General features: G+C 43.9%; 19 protein-coding genes and 1 pseudogene. 13 read left to right on the forward strand and 7 right to left on the reverse strand.

All coding sequences use genetic code 11. From position 1 onward, the window contains the following. Window positions 1-77 precede the first annotated feature (77 nt). Complete coding sequence (xthA, locus tag JMY03_RS08380) at window positions 78-899, reverse strand: exodeoxyribonuclease III (protein WP_201602906.1); 822 nt, start codon at window positions 897-899, stop codon at window positions 78-80. Between the two features lie 369 nt (window positions 900-1,268). Here xthA and JMY03_RS08385 point away from each other — a divergent pair, with 369 nt between their 5' ends. The 4 genes from JMY03_RS08385 (at window position 1,269) to JMY03_RS08400 (ending at window position 6,839) form a co-directional block, all read left to right on the forward strand. Continuing rightward, a complete protein-coding gene (locus JMY03_RS08385) occupies window positions 1,269-1,871 on the forward strand; it encodes a hotdog domain-containing protein (RefSeq protein ID WP_201602909.1) in 603 nt (200 codons plus the stop codon). A 370-nt stretch (window positions 1,872-2,241) separates the two neighbouring features. Further along, window positions 2,242-3,939 carry an AMP-binding protein gene (locus JMY03_RS08390; protein WP_201602912.1) on the forward strand — a complete coding sequence of 566 codons (1,698 nt, stop codon included), beginning with the start codon at window positions 2,242-2,244 and terminating at the stop codon, window positions 3,937-3,939. Window positions 3,940-4,566: 627 nt separating this feature from the next. Continuing rightward, window positions 4,567-6,264, forward strand: coding sequence for an AMP-binding protein (locus JMY03_RS08395; RefSeq protein WP_201602915.1), 1,698 nt, complete (start codon window positions 4,567-4,569; stop codon window positions 6,262-6,264). A gap of 218 nt (window positions 6,265-6,482) precedes the next feature. Continuing rightward, entirely contained in the window at window positions 6,483-6,839 is a 357-nt protein-coding gene (locus tag JMY03_RS08400) for an AMP-binding protein (protein ID WP_227675560.1), read from the forward strand. Between the two features lie 112 nt (window positions 6,840-6,951). On the opposite strand, the gene JMY03_RS08405 is transcribed toward JMY03_RS08400, so the two are convergent. Beyond that, window positions 6,952-7,608: an IS1595 family transposase gene (locus tag JMY03_RS08405; protein WP_201602918.1), complete on the reverse strand. Its 657-nt coding sequence runs from the start codon at window positions 7,606-7,608 to the stop codon at window positions 6,952-6,954. Between the two features lie 45 nt (window positions 7,609-7,653). Between JMY03_RS08405 and JMY03_RS08410 the strand changes: the two genes are divergently transcribed. The 5 genes and pseudogenes from JMY03_RS08410 (at window position 7,654) to JMY03_RS13295 (ending at window position 9,721) form a co-directional block, all read left to right on the forward strand. Continuing rightward, window positions 7,654-7,962 (forward strand): AMP-binding enzyme, encoded by a 309-nt coding sequence (locus tag JMY03_RS08410; protein ID WP_201602921.1) that lies wholly within the window; start codon window positions 7,654-7,656, stop codon window positions 7,960-7,962. 142 nt (window positions 7,963-8,104) lie between these two features. Next, a pseudogene (locus tag JMY03_RS13430) lies at window positions 8,105-8,719 on the forward strand (IS607 family transposase). A 119-nt stretch (window positions 8,720-8,838) separates the two neighbouring features. Further along, window positions 8,839-9,051: a hypothetical protein gene (locus tag JMY03_RS13145; protein WP_227675561.1), complete on the forward strand. Its 213-nt coding sequence runs from the start codon at window positions 8,839-8,841 to the stop codon at window positions 9,049-9,051. Beyond that, a complete protein-coding gene (locus tag JMY03_RS13150) occupies window positions 9,038-9,202 on the forward strand; it encodes a hypothetical protein (protein ID WP_227675562.1) in 165 nt (54 codons plus the stop codon). The genes JMY03_RS13145 and JMY03_RS13150 overlap by 14 nt, the downstream gene beginning before the upstream one ends. A 393-nt stretch (window positions 9,203-9,595) precedes the next feature. After that, on the forward strand, window positions 9,596-9,721 hold the full coding sequence (locus JMY03_RS13295) for a hypothetical protein (RefSeq protein ID WP_265089622.1): 126 nt from the start codon (window positions 9,596-9,598) through the stop codon (window positions 9,719-9,721). Between the two features lie 432 nt (window positions 9,722-10,153). Here JMY03_RS13295 and JMY03_RS08420 read toward each other — a convergent pair whose 3' ends face one another. From JMY03_RS08420 to sohB, 5 genes are all read right to left on the reverse strand, one after another. After that, window positions 10,154-11,023, reverse strand: coding sequence for an SDR family oxidoreductase (locus JMY03_RS08420; RefSeq protein WP_201602924.1), 870 nt, complete (start codon window positions 11,021-11,023; stop codon window positions 10,154-10,156). 160 nt (window positions 11,024-11,183) lie between these two features. Continuing rightward, window positions 11,184-11,963 (reverse strand): histidine phosphatase family protein, encoded by a 780-nt coding sequence (locus tag JMY03_RS08425; protein WP_201602927.1) that lies wholly within the window; start codon window positions 11,961-11,963, stop codon window positions 11,184-11,186. A gap of 63 nt (window positions 11,964-12,026) precedes the next feature. Next, window positions 12,027-13,307 carry a phosphotransferase family protein gene (locus JMY03_RS08430; protein ID WP_201602931.1) on the reverse strand — a complete coding sequence of 427 codons (1,281 nt, stop codon included), beginning with the start codon at window positions 13,305-13,307 and terminating at the stop codon, window positions 12,027-12,029. Window positions 13,308-13,538: 231 nt separating this feature from the next. Beyond that, complete coding sequence (locus tag JMY03_RS08435; protein ID WP_201603290.1) at window positions 13,539-14,786, reverse strand: acyl-CoA dehydrogenase family protein; 1,248 nt, start codon at window positions 14,784-14,786, stop codon at window positions 13,539-13,541. Between the two features lie 329 nt (window positions 14,787-15,115). Further along, window positions 15,116-16,102, reverse strand: coding sequence for a protease SohB (gene sohB / locus JMY03_RS08440; protein ID WP_025646904.1), 987 nt, complete (start codon window positions 16,100-16,102; stop codon window positions 15,116-15,118). 419 nt (window positions 16,103-16,521) lie between these two features. Between sohB and aspS the strand changes: the two genes are divergently transcribed. The 4 genes from aspS to JMY03_RS08460 all read left to right on the forward strand — a co-directional run bounded on the left by aspS (window position 16,522) and on the right by JMY03_RS08460 (window position 21,250). Beyond that, entirely contained in the window at window positions 16,522-18,381 is a 1,860-nt protein-coding gene (gene aspS / locus JMY03_RS08445; protein ID WP_201558622.1) for an aspartate--tRNA ligase, read from the forward strand. Between the two features lie 40 nt (window positions 18,382-18,421). Next, entirely contained in the window at window positions 18,422-19,348 is a 927-nt protein-coding gene (locus JMY03_RS08450) for a lysophospholipid acyltransferase family protein (protein ID WP_201602933.1), read from the forward strand. A gap of 170 nt (window positions 19,349-19,518) precedes the next feature. Then, window positions 19,519-20,235 (forward strand): glycosyltransferase, encoded by a 717-nt coding sequence (locus JMY03_RS08455; RefSeq protein WP_390880195.1) that lies wholly within the window; start codon window positions 19,519-19,521, stop codon window positions 20,233-20,235. Window positions 20,236-20,251: 16 nt separating this feature from the next. Then, the gene (locus JMY03_RS08460; RefSeq protein ID WP_201603292.1) at window positions 20,252-21,250 is read left to right on the forward strand and encodes a Stealth CR1 domain-containing protein; all 999 of its coding nucleotides are present in this window, start codon (window positions 20,252-20,254) and stop codon (window positions 21,248-21,250) included. Window positions 21,251-21,273: the final 23 nt, after the last annotated feature.

Consider the following 21,273-nt stretch of genomic DNA (forward strand, 5'->3'; position numbering starts at 1 on the left):
CTTCCTCTATAAGTATGAATTAGGGATAAGTATGAATTAGGGTAAACGCGCTTACTAAAGCTGGTAAAAATCAGCCTCTATTTGCTTAAATCAAAAGCTGACCAAATTGGGGCATGATCTGAGGGCTTCTCCATCGCTCTAAGATCATAGCTGATACCAGCATCTGCGCTCTGGTCAACTAAATCAGGGGTACATAAAATATGGTCGATACGCAGACCGCGTTTGGGATCATCATTGAAGCCGCGACTACGATAGTCAAACCAGCTATAAAAGTCCTCACTATCAGGGTAATGCAAACGATAGGTATCGATTAAATCGCGAGACATCAGCGCCGCGTACCACTCACGCTCCTCTGGTAAAAAGGAGGTTTTTCTATTTTTTAGCCAGCGCTTAGCGTTTACCTCGCCAATACCCACATCGATGTCCTCTGGCGCAATATTCATATCACCCATGATAATCAGCGTCCGGCCTTCGGCGATTAACACATCAATATAAGCCGTCAAATCTGCGTAGTAAGCTCTTTTCATCGGGTACTTAATCGGATGATCTTGGCTCTCTCCTTGCGGAAAATAACCATTTAGTACATCAATCTCGCGACCTTCAAAAACATAGCGCGCGTGGATGAAGCGTTTTTGTGCTTCCTCATCCTCACCCGGGAAGCCTTTTTGAACAAATATAGGGGCAACTTTTGACAATAGTGCCACGCCGTAATGCGCTTTTTGGCCAAAATACTCGACATGATATCCTAAAGATTCGACGTTTTTTAGTGGGAACTGTTCATCATGAACTTTGGTCTCTTGCAACCCCATCACATCGGGGTCAATGATGTCGCGTACCGCCTCAAGCTGATGTTGACGCGCGCGAATACCATTAATATTGAAACTGACAAAACGGACCATACGTTACCCTCTTTATTCATTTTATTATGCTTATGCTAGTTATCATATTAAGCTATTTAGCTATTAACTATCCAAGCTTTTAAATAACTGAGCTTTTATTAATTATAACCGCTAGTTTGGTGATTAGCGTCTAATCGAGCCGTAATCATAACAGAGTTAGTGCGCTATCTGTTGCTTGCTGCCAATCCTTACGCTAAAGTGGCTTTATCAAAAAGTAGCTTTATTAAAAAATATGTCTACTAAGACGAGCCGGTGATTACTATGAGCAAGAGGATAGAGTATTAAACCTTCCTAAACCTTTAGTACTAGGCTCCGCTATTACTTTGCACCTTACTACTTGCGCCTTACTATTTATGACTGAGTAAATTTATGACTACAAAATCTGACAGCGTCCCAGCGATAACAGCAGATCCGTTATTTTCTACTAACTACTCTATATATATCAACCATACAGATGCCGGCGGCATTGTTTATCACGCCAATCATTTGGTGTTTTTTGAGAACTGTCGCCGTGATTGGTTCACCAAACTTAATATTAGCGGCTACTTTTTGCAGACCCAAGAAGGCCATATACAGCATTTTGTCGTGAGCCAAGCGCAGTTGCAATATCGTAAGGCCATCTTATTAGACGAAACCATAGAAGTACGTATCGACAAAGTCGAGCTAAAACCAGCTAGCATTATTTTTTATCAAAGCATTCATCGCCGGCAGTCAATACCAACTCAGCATCCAAAACAAGCCAGCTCAGATACTTTATTAAGCAGTGCAAAAATAGTTATCGCTTGCGTACAAAATCAGCTAAACCCTACTGCCTCTGAAAACTCAGAGCCAGCGGCTACCCTAGCAGACGGCTCATTATCTGGTCAATCGGCTGCACAAAATAATCAAACCACTACTATTAAGCCCGTTCGTGTTCCTAAAAGCCTACGCGACACTATCGAGCAAGCGATCCACGAATACAATAACAAGTGATAGAAACGGTTCGCAGGCTACTCGGCAAAGATGATTTAGGAAAAATCATGAGTAGCCGCTTAACGTGATATGAGGCCCTCGAAAAACTTCGAATCTTCGTTTATTCGCCGTACTTTTAGGCCTGAGCACTTTTTAGAGTAATTGTTACTATACTTTTGAGGTTTTTTTGCCTATTATTTAAAGTTACTAGAAAACGGATGAGCGGTAACATTTGTGACATAAAGTGTATTTAAAGCGGCTAATCACAAACACGAACGGTTAAGTCATCTAAATATTGCTCTATTATCGTCATCCATTGCTATGCTTATTAACTGTCTCATCTTTCATGGAATGATCCAATCAAGACCCTTAAACTTCAAGGACGCAGAAAATGACAATGAATAAACCTTGGCATGCTCGTTATCCCGCTGGTGTACCTAAGACCATTTATCCAGATAATTATGCCAATATCATAGAGCTTTATGAAGAGAGCTTTAGCCGTTATCGCCAGCATCCTATAAGTATCTGTATGGGTGTCACTCATACTTACGGTGACGTCGATGACGCCTCATTAGCTATCGCCGCTTGGTTACAAGGGCAAGGCTTGCCTAGAGGGAGCGTTGTGGCCTTAATGATGCCAAACGTACCGCAGTACCTGCCAACGATGATAGGCATCTTGCGTGCCGGTTATATTTGTACTCCTGTCAACCCTTTATATACTGGCCGCGAGCTGCGCCATCAGCTCAACGATTCTGGCGCAAAAGCTATCTTCTTGGTCGATAACTTCGCACAAGCGCTAGAGCAAGTCGTCGATGAGACCGCTATTAAGCATATCGTACTCTCGAAAATGGGCGATATGATGGGTCTTAAGGGTATCTTAGTCAACACCGTCATCCGGCAAGTCAAACGTTTAGTACCCAAATATAAGCTCAATGATCCAAAACATGCCGTCACTAAATTCCCAGATGTGCTCAAAAGAGGCAAAAATATGCCTTTTCAAAAGCCAAAAATGTCTTTGGATCAAAAAGCGTTTTTGCAGTACACCGGCGGTACCACAGGCCTATCAAAAGGCGCCATCTTATCGCAGCGTAATGTCGTAGCGGCCGCTCTACAGTCTGAGGCTTGGACACGCCCTATCACCGGCGAGATCAATGATGTTTATATCAATATGGTGATGGCATTGCCGCTGTATCATATTTTTGCCTTTATGCTGAGTCTGTTAGCGGTACGATCAGGATATACTTTTATTCTCGTTCCTAACCCGCGCGATATTCCTGGGTTTGTTAAGACCTTATCCAAACAGCCGTTTCATATTTTCCCTGCGGTGAATACTTTATTTAAAGGACTGCTGGATAATCCTAACTTTGAAAAATTAGATTTTAGCTCATTAAAGATATCTCAAGCCGGTGGCATGGCTGCGACTCAGCAGACAGCGACGCGCTGGCTTGAAGTGACAGGCTGCCCTATGATTGAAGGTTGGGGTATGACTGAGGGCGTTGCTGTTGGTACTTCCAACGTCGTTACTGATCGTAAGTTTAACGGTACTATAGGCGTGCCAGTTCCGGGCGTCGATGTCAGTATTATTGATGAAGACGGCAACCGCGTCGGCTACAATCAAGCTGGTGAGATGTGCATTAAAGGCCCTAATGTCACCTTAGGCTACCTCAATCGAGATAATACAGATGACTTCACCGACGATGGCTATTTCCGTACTGGCGATATCGTTAGTATGGATGAACAAGGCTATGTCAGGTTGCTTGATCGCAAAAAGGATATGATTTTGGTCTCAGGCTTTAATGTATTCCCTAATGAGCTTGAGTCGGTTATGCTCGACTATGAAGGTATCATCGATTGTGCAGTCATTGGTGTGCCTGATGAGCACCAAGGGGAATCTATCAAGATGTACGTCATCCGTAAGGATAGTAATGTCACTAAAGAGATGGTTAAAGACTTTGCCCTTGATAATTTGACTGGTTATAAATGTCCGCGTTATATCGAGTTCGTTGATGAACTGCCGAAATCCAACGTCGGAAAAGTACTCAGACAAAAACTGCGTGAAAAGCACTTAGCAGACAACCCTACTCTTTAAAACACGCTTTACAGCAATAGTTAGCTCACCATTATTTATAAGGGCTCTTTACTTGGATAAAGGGCCTTTTTTATAGGTTTGCGCTTGATAGCACTACTATATAAGCGCTGCAATATAATATTGGGTCAATATAACCGCTCGTCTATTATTATTATCCACTTATCCGCTTACCACACCACATTATGAGAGACTTATCAACTTTATATTATTACTCTAAAGTCTTTGTATGTCGTTATCATCAAAAGCTCAGGTTATGGTAGTGTGTTTCCAAATTATTTCACTATGTTACTGTTTAGCAAAATATTAAGATTATTGTGCTCTAAGATTTTAGTCAACAGTCATTTTAATGGCAGTTAAATCAGTATATTTGTATAGCGATAATACTTTAAGCAACAACAGTGCTGTATCGACAGCGCTGAAAAGCTTCTCATTTAGGTTCGTATTTATAGAGCCTCAATGAAAGACTTGTGTGAAGGCCACCATATGTTAGCAGTCAGTTAATAGATAGGATAGCACTCGACATCATATAGCCATGGACAGGATGACCACCATAGCTGTTGATGTTGACAGGGATGTGACTACTTGCCTATAGAACCTTAACTTATCTCAAATTTAAGGATGCTAAATATGACAGTGAACAAACCTTGGCTCGACCAATACCCGACTAACGTACCTAAGACAATCAACCCTGATAAATACGGCAATATAGTCGACCTCTATGAAGAGTGTTTTGATCGTTTTCGTATGCATCCGATGAGTGTCTGCATGGGTGTCACGCATACTTATGATGATATCGATAAAACCTCATTAGCTATCGCCGCTTGGCTACAGGCGCAGGGGCTACCTAAAGGCAGTATTGTAGCGCTTATGATGCCAAACGTACCGCAGTACCTGCCGACGATGATAGGTATCTTGCGTGCCGGCTATATCTGTACGCCTATCAATCCACTCTATACCGGTCGTGAGCTACGTCATCAATTGAATGACTCTGGCGCTCAAGTTATCTTTGTCGTTGACAACTTCGCTCAGGCGCTTGAGCAAGTGGTCGATGAGACCGCTATCAAACGTATCGTGCTCTCCAAAATGGGCGACATGATGGGTCTAAAAGGAATGTTGGTCAATACCATCATCCGACAAGTTAAACGCTTAGTACCCAAATATAAGCTCAATGATCCTAAGCATGAAGTGACTAAGTTCCCTGACGTTATCAAAAGAGGCAAAGAGCTGCCTTTTAATAAAACCAACATGAACTTAGATCAAAAAGCGATCTTGCAGTACACCGGTGGTACTACTGGTTTATCCAAAGGCGCTGTATTATCACAGCGTAATGTCGTCGCCGCCGCGCTTCAGTCAGAAGCTTGGTATTTGCCGGTGACCTCGGAGATTAATGAAGTCTATATCAATATGGTCATGGCGCTACCGCTGTATCATATCTTTGCTTTTATGCTCAGCTTATTGGGCATGCGTTCAGGCTACACCTTTATCCTAGTGCCCAACCCTCGCGATATGCCCGGGTTTATTAAAACCTTATCGAAGCAGCCGTTCCATATCTTCCCAGCGGTCAACACTTTGTTTAAAGGCTTATTAGATCAGCCAAACTTCAAAGACTTGGACTTTAGCTCACTACGTATCACCCAAGCCGGCGGTATGGCAGCGACAGAACAGACCGCAGCGCGCTGGTTAGAGGTCACAGGCTGCCCGATGGTCGAAGGTTGGGGTATGACCGAAGGCGTGGCCGCGGGTACCGCAAACGTCATCACCAATCGCGAGTTCAACGGTACTATTGGTGTTCCTGTGCCAAGCGTTGACGTCATCGTTATAGACGAAAATGGTGAGCGTCTGGGCGTCCATCAAGCAGGCGAGATGTGCTTTAAGGGCCCAAATGTCACTTCAGGCTATCTTAGCACCGATAGCAGTGGCGATTTCACTGAGGATGGCTACTTCCGTACTGGTGATATCGTTAGTATGGATGAAAAGGGTTACTTCACCCTACTCGATCGCAAAAAGGATATGATTTTAGTCTCAGGCTTTAACGTATTCCCGAATGAGATTGAGTCAGTGATGCTTGACTGTGAAGGCGTTATTGATTGCGCTGTCATTGGCATTCCTGATGAGCGCCAAGGCGAAGCGGTCAAACTCTACGTCGTCCCTGCCAATCAGAACGTCAGTAAGAGCGACATCAAAGAGTTTGCTTTGGATCATTTGACTGGTTATAAGTGCCCTCGTTATATTGAGTTTGTCGATGAGCTTCCTAAGTCCAACGTTGGTAAAGTGCTGCGTCAAAAGCTGCGCGAACAGCATTTATTAGACAATCCGTCTTTATAACTAACCTGCTAGTGATTGGTACTCTACAGAAGCCCTTTATATGAATAAAGGGCTTCTTGCTTTGTAAAGTGCCAAAAATAGTATAGAATTTTATCATTATGCTCACCTCTCATCAGATATAAGGATTTATCTGTTGAAAAGATGGATAAGCGATAGCGATACCTTTGTTATCAATCCACACCTTCTACTCCATTTATCACTCACTAAGGATAGTAATAATGATGAATAAACCTTGGCTTGCACAGTATCCAGCCAGCGTCCCTGCCACTATTGACCCCGATCAATACTCAAGCTTGATAGAGCTGTATGAAGAGAGTTTCGATAGCTTCGCTAATCAGCCCTTTAGCATCTGTATGGGTGTTAAACACAGCTATGATGATATCAATCAAGCTTCAAAAGCCATCGCCGCATGGCTACAATCACAAAGCTTAGCGCCCGGTAGCGTGGTGGCATTGATGATGCCAAACGTACCGCAATATTTGCCGACTATGCTTGGCATCTTGCGGGCAGGTTATGTCTGTACGCCAGTCAACCCACTATACACCGGTCGCGAGCTGCGCCATCAGCTCAAGTAAGGAGTTCACCGAAGACGGTTACTTTCGCACCAGTGACATCGGCAAAATGGATGAGCAAGGCTACTTCACTATACTCGATCGCAAAAAAGATAGGGGCTGTAGTAGATAAGGATTAAATATCACACCATTTTCTCAAGGTTTTCAGCTGATTAGATGGTGAGCCATAGTTAAATCTAAACTCGCACTCTTTTAAAAACAAATGGAAGTTCTTCTTATCGATCCCATTATATTTTCTGAGCGTTCGTTTAGACTGATTCCAAAAGTTCTCAATGCCGTTGATGTGATTGTTTTTACCACAAGTAAACTCTTTAGAGTGATTGACTCTGAAATGTTTAAACTCGCTCACATCTAATGCATTGTAACTTCGATAGCTATCCGTATAAACAAAGCTGTCAGGCTTGATGTTACGCTTAATAACAGGCATTAGGGTAGTCTGTTTGGTGTCTGCTACGACAATGGTATAAACCTTACCGTTTCGTTTTAGAATACCAAATACAGCGGTTTTACCAGCAGCCCCACGACCTCTTTTGCCTTTGCGTACGCCGCCAAAGTAACTTTCATCTAATTCGACTTCGCCATCAAAAAGTTCATCAGCTTCTAATGAGAGATGATGATCTATCACAAGTCTTATTTTATGATAAAAAAGTGCAGCAGTGTTAGGCTGAATATTGAGCAAATCTGCGGCTGTTCTAGCAGTCACTTCAGCTGTAAAAAACTCTAACAGCCTTCGCTGTACTTTTTTACTTAGTTTACAACGGGTTATCTTCATAAAAGTAGTCTAGCATAGTGCTTATCTACTACAGCCCCAAAAGATATGATACTCGTCTCAGGGTTTAACGTCTTCCCTAATGAGATCGAATCGGTTATGCTCGATTGTGAAGGTATCTCAGACTGCGCTGTTATTGGCGTTGCTGATGATAGCCAAGGTGAGTCGGTAAAGATATACGTCATACCTGACAATGATAGCGTCAGCGAAGCTATGATTAAAGACTTTGCTTATAAAAACCTAACTCGCTACAAATGCCCAAGTCATATTGAGTTCGTTGATGATCTACCTAAAAGTAATGTTGGCAAAGTCCTGCGCCAGAAGCTGCGCGAAAAACACCTAGCCGATCATGCGTAAGCGTTAATCAGCATTGTTGATAGCCATTGACTTCCTCCCCTCGCTAAACCGAGGGTTGCAAACAGTTAAATAAAATATATACAAACCTACCTATTTATTACTATAATAGATGAGATTATATCTATAATATAGAGAGCAAGTTATGGGGAAACTGGTTAGTATTGGGGAGGCTGCAAACATTTCGGGGTTGCTTCAATCCACATTAAGACAGTTGGGATGAGGATGGTACGTTAGTCGCCAAGCGAACCGAAAACGGGCATAGGCGATATGATTTAAGTGAAATCAGACCGCATTCCTTGAATACACCAACCTAAATTAGACCGAAAACCATTGCTTATGCTCGTGTGTCGAGTCGTATCCAAAAGACGACTACTTCGCCAGTCTCAAGTTTTTGGAACTTTATTGTGCCAGGCAGACTGGACTTTTGAGACGATTACCGATCTTGGTAGTGGAATGAATTATAAAAGAAAGGCTTAAAAAACCTGCTTGATGACATACTGGGCAATAAAGTTGAACGGCTGGTAATTACCCATAAAGACGAGGCTTTTTACGATTTGGTGCAGAACTGGTTTTCATGTTGTGTGAGGCTCGTGACGTTGAAGTGGTAATAATCAATCAAGGTGTGAAGAGTTGAGTTTTGAGCAAGAATTAGCCCAAGATGTAACATTGGAGATTATCAAGGTATTTTCAGCGAGAGGCTATACGGCTCTCGCAGCATTAGAAAAACCAACAATTAATAGATGGATTTCGGTTTTAAAAGCATACTATGATCCGTGACTACATTATCGAACTCAAGCCAAACAACAGTACAGGCAAATCACCTATGCTCGTGCTTGTGGCAGTGGCGAGAACAGCCTGGCCAACTGGCTTCTGTGCATGAGTGGCAGCGGCGCAGTATGCCTTGACAAAGAACCGTACCGTGATGCGTGTTTGGCCGCAGGCGTTGAGGTTGATACTAAAAATCTAAACAAGCCCCTCACAGGCGAAGCTCAGAGCGCAGAATTGAACGCCATTAAGCGTGAATTATTCCCTATATGCTGGGAAGTGACCAAATGTCGCTCCGCAGGCGGCAATCATGCAGTTGGGTGATGCTTATAACAACTTCTTTAAAGGAAGCTTAGCGAAATACCCAACCGCTCGTAAAAAAGGCCGTGACGATAGATTCAGTTTATCCAACGACCAATTTGCCATTAAAGGTAAATCCATTCGTATCCCAAACTTGGGCGCTGGTTCTGCTTAAAAGAAGCTTTACGTTTTGACGGCAAGATCATGTCAGCCACCATCTCTAAAACGTGGCGGTAAGTGGTTTGTTAGTGTGGCTGTTGAAATACGGGTTAAAAAGCTGTAATTCCTACTTTCAAAAGAGACAGGTAAAAGCGTTGGTGTTGATCTTGGTATTACTGACTTACTGAGTTTATCAGACGGCACTAAAATTAAAGCGCCAAAACCACTTCAAGCAAACCTTTAAAAAACTAAGAACGCTAAACAAAGCGCTCAGTCGCACTAAAAAAAGGGCAGTAAAAACAGAGAAAAAGCTGAAAAACCAAGCTCTCTCGTTTGCACTATAAGATCAGGTGTATTAGGCAAAGATTCTCTCCATCAAATCACAACAAGTCTGGTTAATGAGTTCGATGTGATTGCGATTGAGGATTTGAATGTCAAAGGTATGGTTAAGAACACAGGCGGCTATCAAGAGCTATCAGTGACGTTTTGGGTTTCTTTGAGTTTTAAGCGACAGCTTATCTCACAAAGCCACTGAGCAAAGGCAAGGTTGTGAAATCAGTCGACCCTTCTACCCAGGGGCTCAAAAACCTGTTCAAACTGCAATCATATATCCTTGGTAAAGATGAGCTAACATTGACAAATGCGTGAGTGGTTTGTGCTCCTAACTGGTCAGGTTCCTCATGACCGTGACCTCAACGCCAGCATCAATATTTTAAATAACGCGACTGTTATTTTAACAGCTGCATAATCCTGTTTATTGGACGGTGAGTTCCATCGCCAATTAAAAAAGTCTGTGGAGTCGTGGTCAGTCTAAATCTCAAATGAGAAATAGCGCGTGACAATGAAGCAGAAAGAAAACGTCAAACCTATCTAATAGTCAATATTGGCTAGGTTTGAGTAAGATTTTTGGAACGGCTTTCTTATTATAAAATCACCGGTATTAAGCACTTAGATAGAAAAAGTAGCTTTAGCTAATCTTACTCACAATCTGCAAAGGCAGATGCTTCATTGCTTGACCAACAATCGACCAAGGCAAACTTGGCACGCAAGCTTCCTCGGCACCAGACTCTATGGCTGCGACGATGGCTTTGGTTCCCGTATCAGCGTCCACTTCAAATGGTAATGGCTTAGCATCCTTGTTAATCTCAGTACGAATATAACCTGGATAAATCGTAGTGACCTTAATCGGTAGCTCAGTGAGCAACATATCGGCGCGAATCCCTTCGGCAAGATGCGCAATACCAGCTTTTGCTGCGCCATAGGTTGTCATATGACCTGGCAGACCGCGCATCGCTGACATGCTCGAGATTACCACTAAATGACCCGCGTTTTGCTCGCGAAATATTTTCATGGCAGCTTCACACTGCGCGAGTGCTGAGATGAAGTTGATCTCAGCGGTACGGCGGTTGATTTTAAACCGGCCTTTACCGATACGGCGGCTATCTCCGACACCAGCATTGACAACGATACGATCTAAATGTCCAAAGTCTGCGGCAAACTCATCAAATACTTTGAATATTGACTCATAGTCGCTGACGTCTAAGATTTTATATTCCACTCGGATATTGGGATGGCTCTGCAACAAATCGACTTTAAGCTGCTCTAGACGCTCACCGCGGCGCGCGCAAATCGCTAGATTATAGCCAAGTTTGGCAAATAATCGTGCCATGACCTCACCAAGACCTGAGCTTGCGCCAGTGACCAGCACAGTTTTGCCTTGTCCGACTTGTGATTTGGTCAGACCATTCAGATAGCGCGCAGGTTGTATCGCACTGGTCGCTTGCGCCCTGCCTTGTTTGACAGTTTTTGTTACTAAGCTCATTAGTTTATTTTGCATAGCATTCTCTTCTCATCAATACCGTACGTTTGCACCGCTTTATGGCTTTAAATAACCAGATATAAAGATATCATAGTATAGTGGCCATGCTTTAGATACTAGATGTAATCTTTTCTTAAGTGCGGATAATCACTATACCTTATACCCTAAACATTCACCATTAGCGCCAAGTAACAAAGCGCTCGCCTTCGGCAAATAAATGGCTGTATTCATTCAAGGACAATAACCGTGCCGTCTCTCCTCGTAAGGTAAGAGCGGTCACCCCCGTATTGATTAACCGCTTATTGAGCTGATAGGCCGTTTGACTGTCCTGCTCAAGTAACTGCGCGGTAATCGCAGCGATTACCCCGCCCGAGGTAAATACCAACACTGTCGTATCCTCAGCGGCTCTATTATCTTTAGCAGCTGTATTTAATGAGTTGGCTTTATCGCGTATTTGCGCGAGCGCGCGCTGTGTACGCTCATTGAACTGTGTCCAGCTCTCAATATAGTCATCATCATACTCGCTGCCATGCCAGCGCTGCATCGCTTGATCAAATAGCTCAGCCAAACGCAGCTTAGGCACGTCAGCTTTTGCGATCTCCATGGCTATAGCCGCTTGGTTTGCAAAGGCTGGGTTAGACTTGGTCAATACGTCTTGATGATTAAACTCGTTGAATTCAGCAATCAAACGATCATCAGATAAGTCAGCCGGAGCATTGGCAGGTGAATGACTCTGTTTTTGTTCAGCTACAGTCTCTTGATAGCTCGCTAAAAAATGGCGGGCAGAGTCCTGCTGACGCATCAAGTGACCACTGAAGACTGCATCGATACGGCGCTGCGTATGAGCATAATGAGCGCCAAGCATACGCGCCTGCGTAATCCCTAACTCTGATAACTCATCGTAGTTTTTTTTGCCAAAAGAGGCCTGACCGTGCCGAGCCAAAAGTATGGTAATCATAATCCTACTACCTAATAGTTATATTATTTTAAGAGTGTATTAACGAAAGACTTCTTAGCTAAATTACTCATCAACTGACTTTGACGTCGATTCAAAATAACCTTTAGGTAAGATGCTTTTGACTAGCTTTTGTACCGGCTCTGGCAATTGCTCTATCGCGGCTTTATCCACTCCTTTTTCCTCTAAGCGCGGCTGCACGTGAGTCATAAATAGTGTCTCGCCTTCATACTGCGCGATAAGCTTCAGGCACTTTGCGTTTAACACATGAACGATGAGCCAAAAGTTCTTAAAGGCGGGGTTTTTGGTTTGTTTATTATAGTAGCGATAGTAGATTTGCTGCACGATACCGGCTAAGCGAAATAATCCAAACACCTCATAAAAGGTCCAGTTATCAATCTCAAGGCCCGTTTTATTTAAGTAGTATTCGACGACTTCATCGCGAGTCATCATCCCTTTTAGATGAGTTGGCTGACGGCGCGACTGCTGCATAATGATGTTATCATCAGCTTCAATCCAGTACGCCAAAGCGCTGCCTAAGTCCATTAAGGGGTCACCCAGGGTCGCCATCTCCCAATCAAGCACTCCAATGACTTCGGTGGGATTGTCAGCCGCCAAAATTACATTATCAAAACGCCAGTCATTATGAATAATGCAGGTCTTGCTATCTTTTGGTGTGTGCTTATTGAGCCATTGACGCACGATACCAAAGCTCGGTACGTTTGGCGTTTTTGCTTTCACATAGCGCTTATCCCAGCCGGTCACTTGGCGTTCACAGTAGCCCTCACCGCGGCCTAAATTAACTAGATCAGCATGCTCGGTATAGTCGACCTGATGCAGCTCGATTAACGCATCTATTACGTTAGTACACAGCTCACGGGTTTGCGCGGGATCAAAATCTATCTCTTTTGGCAAATTGGCACGCGGAATAATGCCTTCCATGCGCTCCATCACATAGAAGTCTGCCCCGATAATGTTGTCGTCAGTACATAACGCAACCATTTTGGGGACATAAGGATAAGCGTCTTTTAGCGCTTTTTGTACCGTGTATTCGCGTACCATATCATGAGCGGACTTGGCTTTGGTGCCTTTAGGCGGGCGGCGCAGAATCAGATCTTGATTGTCATACTCTAAACGATAAGTCCAGTTCGACGCGCCCCCTGAAAATTGAGTAACGGTAGGTTCGCCTTGAATGTCGACGCCTTGGTCTCGTAACCAGCTGCTAATCGCTTGCGCATCCAGCTCCTCGCCTTCTCGCACTTCGCCGCCTTTGTCTAGTACCGCGTTTAGTTCTGGCTGCTGGTTGCTCTTAGCACTATCTTCGGTATTTGGTTTATCGGTTGCCATACAATGTTCCTTATTGTTTGTGTACTGCTTGTTTGTGTGTTGCCATTTTTGAATATTCAACAGACCTTAGTGAAAAATTCACTACCAAAAGCTTGATAGTGAATCTTAAGGGATAATATTCGCTAAAGTAAGGGGCATTAGGGTCAATGCTATGGCCTAAATGACCCATTAGCACTTAGACCCTATTTGTAGCTCGCCTCTTGTTTAGCAGACTATCATTTCGCGAGCTTCTTATTTAGACGATTTTGCAGGACGGCGAAAGCCTTGACGCTTTAGCTCTAATTTTGCAATCATTGTTTTATGTACCTCGTCCGGACCGTCCGCTAAACGCAACACCCGAGCTTGAGCATAGAACCCTGGCAACATAGTATCTTGGCAAACGCCCATACCACCATGGATCTGAATCGCCATATCAGCCACTTCTTGTAATACAGTAGGCGCGACCACTTTAATCGCTGAGATTTCAGTTAACGCCGCTTTGGTACCTTGGCTGTCCATTTTTTGCGCGGCATATAACGTCAATAACCGCGCTTGATCGATCTTGATACGCGCCTCGGCGACACGCTCTAAGTTACCCCCTAGCTGTAAGATTGGCTTACCAAAACCAACACGACTCATACCGCGGTGAATCGCAAGCTCTAACGACTTCTCGGCGGCACCAATACAGCGCATGCAGTGATGAATACGCCCAGGTCCTAAGCGGCCTTGCGCAATCTCAAAACCCATACCAGGTCCACCGATAAAATTAGCAACTGGCACCCGTACATTATCGAAGCTGATTTCACCATGACCATGCGGCGCGTCATAATCACCGAATACTTTAAGCATTCGCTTGATGTTAACCCCTTTAGTGTCTACAGGAACTAGCACCATAGAATGCTGCTGGTGGCGATCTTTATTTTCATCAGGCGTGTATGCCATGACAATCAGTAAATCGACGGCTGGATCGCCAAGACCGGATGACCACCATTTGCTACCATTAATGACGATCTCATCACCATCGACGACAGCGGTCGCCTCCATGTTGGTTGCATCACTAGAAGCAACATCAGGCTCAGTCATACAAAACACGGAACGCGTCTTACCTTCTAGTAAAGGGGTCAGCCACTTATCCTGCTGATCAGTACTACCATAGCGCCATAGCAGCTCCATATTACCGCTATCAGGAGCATTACAGTTAAAGATATGCGGCGCTAATAAACTACGGCCCGTAAGCTCTGCAATTGGAGCATAATCAGTCACTGACAAGCCTGCGCCAAGCTCATCATCGGGTAGAAACAAGTTCCAAAGACCGGCCTCACGAGCTTGCTTACGTAAATCATCGTACGCGGCTGGCCACTGCCAGTTCTTCCAATTACCATCTGGGTTCATCTTATGGCACTCTTGCCAAAACTCATCCTCAATCGGCTCAATCTTAGTGGCAATAAAATCTTTGACTTTGGCATGCATGTCTTGACCGTGCTCAGTAGCGGTAAACATCAATGTATCATTGGACATAACTGACTTCCTTCTCATTATTAATGATTAACCTCTCATGGCTAATCTCTTACGGTGTACGTACGTGTACTGTTTTTCACTTCCCCTATTTATAACATAGCTCCAAATTTTAAACAGCAAAAAAGGCGCGACTGTTTAGGCACGCCTTTTACAAAACATCAACAGTGAAATAGTATATACCTAAATTTATTAGGGATTTCTAAAGTTCTTTCTATACTAACTAATGAATAACACTAAAAAATATTATTCCACTATCAATTAGCTTATCTCAACTCATTCAGCTTTTACTCATTTATATTAAAAGAATACACTTACTTTAGAATATTCAAGCGGCTATTGAGATCAAAACGGGCAAGAGCGTCTGGTAGTTTATCCACTGCCATAGTGATCGTCGCCTCAGCGGCTTGTGATAAGCCTAACTTCTCTGCTAGAGTTGGCTTTTGACGCGAATGTAGCGCATAAACCTCATTATCTTCCATAAGCTGTAAGATATAGCTATCTGAGGTTTGCAGCTTATCGACGAGGTTGAGCTTTACTGCATCTTCGCCATACCAATGCTCACCATTAGCGACTTTATTCAGATCAAGCTCAGAGCGATAAGTACTGACGAAATGCTTAAACAGATCATGCGTTTGCTCAAGCTCTTGCTGGTATTTAGCGCGATCTTCATCATCGTTTTCACCGAATACTGTCACCGTGCGCTTGTAGTCACCAGCGGTAAACATCTCATAATCGACGTCATTTTTTTTCAGTAGTTTATTGAAGTTCGGTAATTGTGAGACGACACCGATAGAGCCGATCACCGCAAAAGGCGCTGCAATAATCTTATCAGCGACACAAGCCATCATATAGCCGCCACTGGCTGCGATTTTATCGACACAAACGGTGAGCTTAAGACCCGCGTCTTTGAGACGCACTAACTGCGCCGCTGCAAGGCCATAACTATGCACCATACCACCACCTGACTCTAAACGGATGATAACTTCATCACCCTTATTAGCAGTACTGATCAGGGTGCTAATCTCTTCGCGCAGATGCTTAACGGCCGAGGCTTTAATGTCACCGTCAAAATCTAGGACAAATACTTGCTGACTGGTCTCTTTGTTTTTATCTTTCTTCTTGCTTTTAGATTTCACTTTTAGCGCTTGCTTGGCTTTTTTCGCCATGCTCTTTTTGAGCTGCTTAAGCGCAGCTTTGCCTTGAGTCGCTTCCATCAAGTCTTCGCGGCGCTGCTGCTGAGTCTTATTTAAATGCATGACTTTAAGCTCGACAGGGTTTTTTGGCGGGTGAAATAGCATATCAAGTCTTCCTTAGGGTTACATTCAGAGGTTTAGGGTAATAATTCTAGTTGCGATAGCTTAAATTATTTTAAGATGCAGCTAATATGCGCTCGCTGCGCGCTATTTTCAAGCGTCATGGTTATAAATCATAAGAGATAAACCAATTATTACACTCGTAAGCTTGTCATGCCTTTATGAGCGAGCGCAGTTAATAAGCATAGTTGTATAACACCCGTACTTTAGGCATAATATGCGTTTAAAATAAATTTTATACAGCCGACGCGCAGACTATCCGTCTTTATAGCGCTGACTGGCTGTTTTTTGTAATTGACTATCTTAATAATAAATATCGTTTAAGAGCCTCACTGGTATTTTTAAACGGCTATTCTTTGAATCGGGCACATAACTGGATAACCTTGACTATGACTGACAGCACTATGAAACCTAGTACTATTACGCAAAAAGACCTCGCCGTACACAGTGGCTATCGCGACGAATACTGCGGTGCTGTGACCGAAGACTTATTAGAGCAGACGATCACTATCGTCGGCTGGATACATCGCCGCCGCGATCATGGTGGGGTGATCTTCTTAGATATGCGTGATCGTGCTGGCATCTTGCAGGTGGTAGTCGATCCAGATACGCCTGAAGCTTTCGCTACCGCTGATGCTGCGCGCCCTGAGTATGTGCTAAAAATTACCGGCCGCGTCCGTCGTCGTTACGAAGGCACTGAAAATAAAAATATGACTAGCGGTCAAGTCGAGTTATTAGGCAAAGAGATTGAAGTCTTAGCCAAGTCAGAAACTCCGCCTTTCCCGCTTAATGACGAGAACATGACCGTCTCTGAAGACTTACGCCTCAAGTACCGCTACCTCGATATGCGTCGCCCTGAGATGCAAGAGCGTATGGTGTTCCGTGCCAAAGCCACCTCAGCGATTCGCCGTTACCTTGATGATCATGGCTTCTTAGACGTTGAGACGCCTATCTTGACTCGCGCAACGCCAGAGGGCGCACGCGACTATCTAGTGCCTTCGCGTACTCGTCCGGGTAACTTTTTTGCCCTGCCGCAGTCGCCGCAGCTCTTTAAGCAGCTATTGATGGTGTCAGGTTTTGATCGTTATTATCAAATCGCTAAGTGCTTTCGTGACGAAGATCTGCGCGCTGATCGTCAGCCTGAATTTACCCAAGTCGATATTGAGACTTCTTTTTTAAATGAAGAAGAGATCATGAACATCAATGAAGGTTTGATCAAAAACCTATTCAAAACGATGATGGATGTTGAGCTTGCTGACTTCCCGCGTATGACTTATGCAGAGGCTATGCGTGACTACGCTTCTGATAAGCCTGATCTGCGTATTCCGCTAAAGCTCATCGATGTCGCTGACTTAATGAAAGACGTTGACTTCAAGGTCTTTGCTGGTCCCGCCAACGATCCAAAAGGTCGCGTTGCCGCGCTGCGTATTCCTAATGGCGCCTCCTTAAGCCGTAAGCAAATCGATGAATATACTAAGTTTGTCGGTATTTATGGCGCGCGCGGTTTGGCTTATATTAAGGTCAATGACGCAAGCAACATTAACAACGGTGTGGATAAAGAGTCAGGTCTACAATCACCTATCATCAAAAACATGACTGACGATGTGCTAGCTCGCCTTGTTGAGCGCACTGAGGCCGAAGATGGCGATATCATCTTCTTCGGTGCCGATAAAGCCAGTATCGTCAACGATGCTATGGGCGCGCTACGCCAGAAAATTGGCCTTGATATGGATATGACCACTTGCGAGTGGGCACCGCTTTGGGTCACTGACTTCCCAATGTTTGAAGAGACGGATGACGGGCAATGGACCTCTATGCACCATCCGTTTACGAAACCTAAAGGCTCAGTAGAAGAGCTCAAAAACAACCCAGAGTCTGCGCTCTCTATCGCTTATGACATGGTACTAAACGGTACTGAGATTGGCGGTGGTAGCCTACGTATCAACACCCTTGAGATGCAGCAAGCGGTCTTTGAAGCGCTAGGTATCGACGCGATTGAGGCTGAAGAGAAATTCAGCTTCCTACTTGACGCACTAAAATTCGGTGCGCCGCCGCATGGTGGTCTTGCCTTTGGTTTGGATCGGTTGATCATGCTAATGGTCGGTGCAAGCTCTATCCGTGATGTCATCGCCTTCCCAAAAACCAAGACTGCTGAAGATCCATTGACTCAAGCTCCAGCTCCTGTTGAGGGTAAGCAATTGCGTGATCTTGGTATCCGTCTGCGTGAAAAAGCTCAAGCAGATACCACTAAGCCTGCTCAGTAGCTGATCTGGTAATGAGTATCTCTTATTACTGCGATTCATTATGAATCCGTATCAGATCTTCAAATACGTGCCTTTATCTGTATTGCAGATGCTGGCACGTATTACTGCTAGGATAATGATGCGCCTGCCAAACTTGAGTATCGTTCGTACGATCAAGATCAATATGGCACTCATCGAACCTGCCCTAACGTCTAAGCAAAAAAAGACCGTTATCAAAGATATCGTCCGTCATCAGTGTCTAAGTAGCGTCGAGTCTATCAAGAGTTGGGCGATGCCGCCTGAATGGAGCATTGAGCAGATACGAGAGGTGCATAACCAAGAGATCTTAATAGAAGGCTTAGCCAATCCCAACGGCATGCTTGCTATCGTTCCTCATCTTGGTACTTGGGAGATGATGAACGCTTGGCTCAATCAATTCGGCTCGCCGACGATTATGTACAAGCCGGTCAAAGACAAACTTACTGGTGATTTTATTCTAAAGGGTCGTGCTCGCCTTAACGCTACCTTAGTGCCTACTGATAGTAGCGGTGTCAAAGCAGTGTTTAAAACGCTTAAACGAGGCGGTTTTAGTATTATCTTACCCGACCATGTTCCTGAGCCTTCAGGCGGCGTGGTTGTGCCTTTTTTTGGCGTTAAGACTTTGACTAGTACCCTCGCCCCTAAACTTGCTAGCAAAACCAAGTGCGCCCTAGTCGGTCTGTCTTGTATTCGCCGTGATGATAATCGCGGGTTTGATATTTACTGCTATAAGCTCGATGATCCAGCGCTTTATGATCGCAACACAGAAGTCGCGACTCATGCTCTGAATATTGCCATGCAAGAGATGATTGAAGATCAATGTAGCCATTATATGTGGGGCTATCGCCGCTTTAAACGCATCCCTAATCTTGGCAATCCTTATCGCGCTGATAGTAGCAAGCTACAAGCCTTTCTAAAATCGGCTAAGGATAAAAGATATAAGACTTAATTGCGCTATCTTTTATAGTAGACTCAATATAGCGGTATCAAATATAGCATCTTCTAAGCTTCATGTTTTCATCTTATTAAAAAGAGTCAATTATGACATCTGACTTCGTTAACCATACTCTAAAAGACCAAGACTCTGCCCACCTAGCAGAGTCACGCTATATCATCTGTATGAAATGGGGCGATAAGTACGGTCCTGAGTATGTCAATCGTCTCTATAATATGGTCAGTCGCCATCTGACACTGGACTTTCAGATGGTTTGCTTGACGGATGATAGTACAGGTATTAATGAGGCGGTACAGTGCTACCCGATACCTGAGCTGGATCTACCTGCGGGACCTGAACGCGGCTGGAAAAAACTCACCACCTTCAAGCCTGAGCTGTACGATCTAAAAGGCGTGGCGCTATTTTTAGATATCGACATCGTTATTGTCGATAATATCGACAGCTTTTTTACTTATAAGGCGGAGTTTGATGACAGTGTGGTTATCATTCGTGACTGGAAAAAACCATGGCGCATGATTGGTAACAGCTCCGTCTATCGCTTTAATATTGGCATGGGTACTTATTCTGACTTGCTTAGTAATTTTGAGCGTAATTTTGCCACCATTCGCACGCAAGTACGCCATGAGCAGGCTTATCTATCCAACTATTTGCGCGAGCATCATCATTTAGAGTATTGGCCTAAAGACTGGTGCGTCAGCTTTAAATACCAATGTATGGCAAAGCCGCCCTTTAACTTTATCAAAGCACCTACTCTGCCTAATGGTGCTAAAATCGTTATCTTCCATGGCGAAATCAATCCGCCAGATGCCATTAAAGGCGGCGGCGGCAAATGGTATCGGCGTGTCTTGCCGAGTCCTTGGCTGCAAGAGCATTGGCAGTGAATCTATGAGAAAAGCCATGAGAGCAGAGAATAAAAAGCAAATAGACGTTGTTATCGCTTGGGTGGACGGTGATGATGCACAGCTCAAAGCAAAAAGAGCGCGCTATCAAAAAACCTCTAGCGCTGCCTCTGACGCTACTAGCTCAACCCGCTTTGCCAGTAATGATGAAATCTATTACAACCTTGCTTCTATTTTGAAGTATGTACCTTTTTGTCGTCATATTTATATTGTTAGTGACGGGCAGCAGCCTGAGTTTATAGATGAGTTCGCTAAGCAAGGAATTTGTGCAGGTGATAAGATAAAAATCATCGATCATACAGAGCTTTTTGAGGGTTACGAGCAGTTTTTGCCAACGTTCAATACTCGCTCAATTGAAACAATGCTTTGGCATATAGCGGATGTGTCTGATTATTTTATTTATATGAACGATGATTTTTTCTTTAACCAGTCTGCAACTCTAGAGGATTTTATAGAGGAAGATAAGCTTATCTTGCACGGTCATTGGCGCAACACGGCAGCTTTAAATGCCAAACTTAACTTTCGTAAAGCTAAATCTAAACTATTAGGTACGCCTATTCAGCCAAGACATACCATCGCGCAGATGCTCAGTGCAAAAGTGCTTGATATGGATCAGTTTTTTGAGATTCATCATTTTCCTCATATTGTTGATAAAACGATCTTAAAAAACTATCTGCTACAGCACCCACAGCTTTTAGAGACACAAATAAAGTATAAATTTAGAGATGTTGCTCAGGTGAACCCTATTACTCTGATGAACCATCTCAAAATACAGAAGAGCCAAGCCCATTTACGAGCTGATATAGCGGTTAATTACTTGAAGAACGAAGATAGCGTTGAGAGTTTTTTGTCTAACTTAGATAATAGTGATTATAAGTATGGCTGCATTCAAAGCTTAGACCGTCTTAACTCTGACTCTTATCAGAAGGTTACAGCCGCTATGACAAATAAATTTTCGGCATATTTACCCTCATCGCTACTAACGAGTGCAAACTAACGTTTAGAGCAACCATATATTGC

The sequence above is a fragment of the Psychrobacter submarinus genome (genome assembly GCF_904846685.1).
In the GTDB taxonomy this organism is placed as follows: domain Bacteria; phylum Pseudomonadota; class Gammaproteobacteria; order Pseudomonadales; family Moraxellaceae; genus Psychrobacter; species Psychrobacter submarinus.

Excerpts from the sequence above, each read along its gene's own strand:
- xthA (WP_201602906.1), bottom strand. The coding sequence starts at position 899 with ATGGTCCGTTTTGTCAGTTTCAATATTAATGGTATTCGCGCGCGTCAA.
- JMY03_RS08385 (WP_201602909.1), top strand. The coding sequence starts at position 1,269 with ATGACTACAAAATCTGACAGCGTCCCAGCGATAACAGCAGATCCGTTA.
- JMY03_RS08390 (WP_201602912.1), top strand. The coding sequence starts at position 2,242 with ATGACAATGAATAAACCTTGGCATGCTCGTTATCCCGCTGGTGTACCT.
- JMY03_RS08395 (WP_201602915.1), top strand. The coding sequence starts at position 4,567 with ATGACAGTGAACAAACCTTGGCTCGACCAATACCCGACTAACGTACCT.
- JMY03_RS08400 (WP_227675560.1), top strand. The coding sequence starts at position 6,483 with ATGATGAATAAACCTTGGCTTGCACAGTATCCAGCCAGCGTCCCTGCC.
- JMY03_RS08405 (WP_201602918.1), bottom strand. The coding sequence starts at position 7,608 with ATGAAGATAACCCGTTGTAAACTAAGTAAAAAAGTACAGCGAAGGCTG.
- JMY03_RS08410 (WP_201602921.1), top strand. The coding sequence starts at position 7,654 with ATGATACTCGTCTCAGGGTTTAACGTCTTCCCTAATGAGATCGAATCG.
- JMY03_RS13145 (WP_227675561.1), top strand. The coding sequence starts at position 8,839 with ATGAGTGGCAGCGGCGCAGTATGCCTTGACAAAGAACCGTACCGTGAT.
- JMY03_RS13150 (WP_227675562.1), top strand. The coding sequence starts at position 9,038 with ATGCAGTTGGGTGATGCTTATAACAACTTCTTTAAAGGAAGCTTAGCG.
- JMY03_RS08420 (WP_201602924.1), bottom strand. The coding sequence starts at position 11,023 with ATGCAAAATAAACTAATGAGCTTAGTAACAAAAACTGTCAAACAAGGC.
- JMY03_RS08425 (WP_201602927.1), bottom strand. The coding sequence starts at position 11,963 with ATGATTACCATACTTTTGGCTCGGCACGGTCAGGCCTCTTTTGGCAAA.
- JMY03_RS08430 (WP_201602931.1), bottom strand. The coding sequence starts at position 13,307 with ATGGCAACCGATAAACCAAATACCGAAGATAGTGCTAAGAGCAACCAG.
- JMY03_RS08435 (WP_201603290.1), bottom strand. The coding sequence starts at position 14,786 with ATGTTTACCGCTACTGAGCACGGTCAAGACATGCATGCCAAAGTCAAA.
- sohB (WP_025646904.1), bottom strand. The coding sequence starts at position 16,102 with ATGCTATTTCACCCGCCAAAAAACCCTGTCGAGCTTAAAGTCATGCAT.
- aspS (WP_201558622.1), top strand. The coding sequence starts at position 16,522 with ATGAAACCTAGTACTATTACGCAAAAAGACCTCGCCGTACACAGTGGC.
- JMY03_RS08450 (WP_201602933.1), top strand. The coding sequence starts at position 18,422 with ATGAATCCGTATCAGATCTTCAAATACGTGCCTTTATCTGTATTGCAG.
- JMY03_RS08455 (WP_390880195.1), top strand. The coding sequence starts at position 19,519 with ATGAAATGGGGCGATAAGTACGGTCCTGAGTATGTCAATCGTCTCTAT.
- JMY03_RS08460 (WP_201603292.1), top strand. The coding sequence starts at position 20,252 with ATGAGAGCAGAGAATAAAAAGCAAATAGACGTTGTTATCGCTTGGGTG.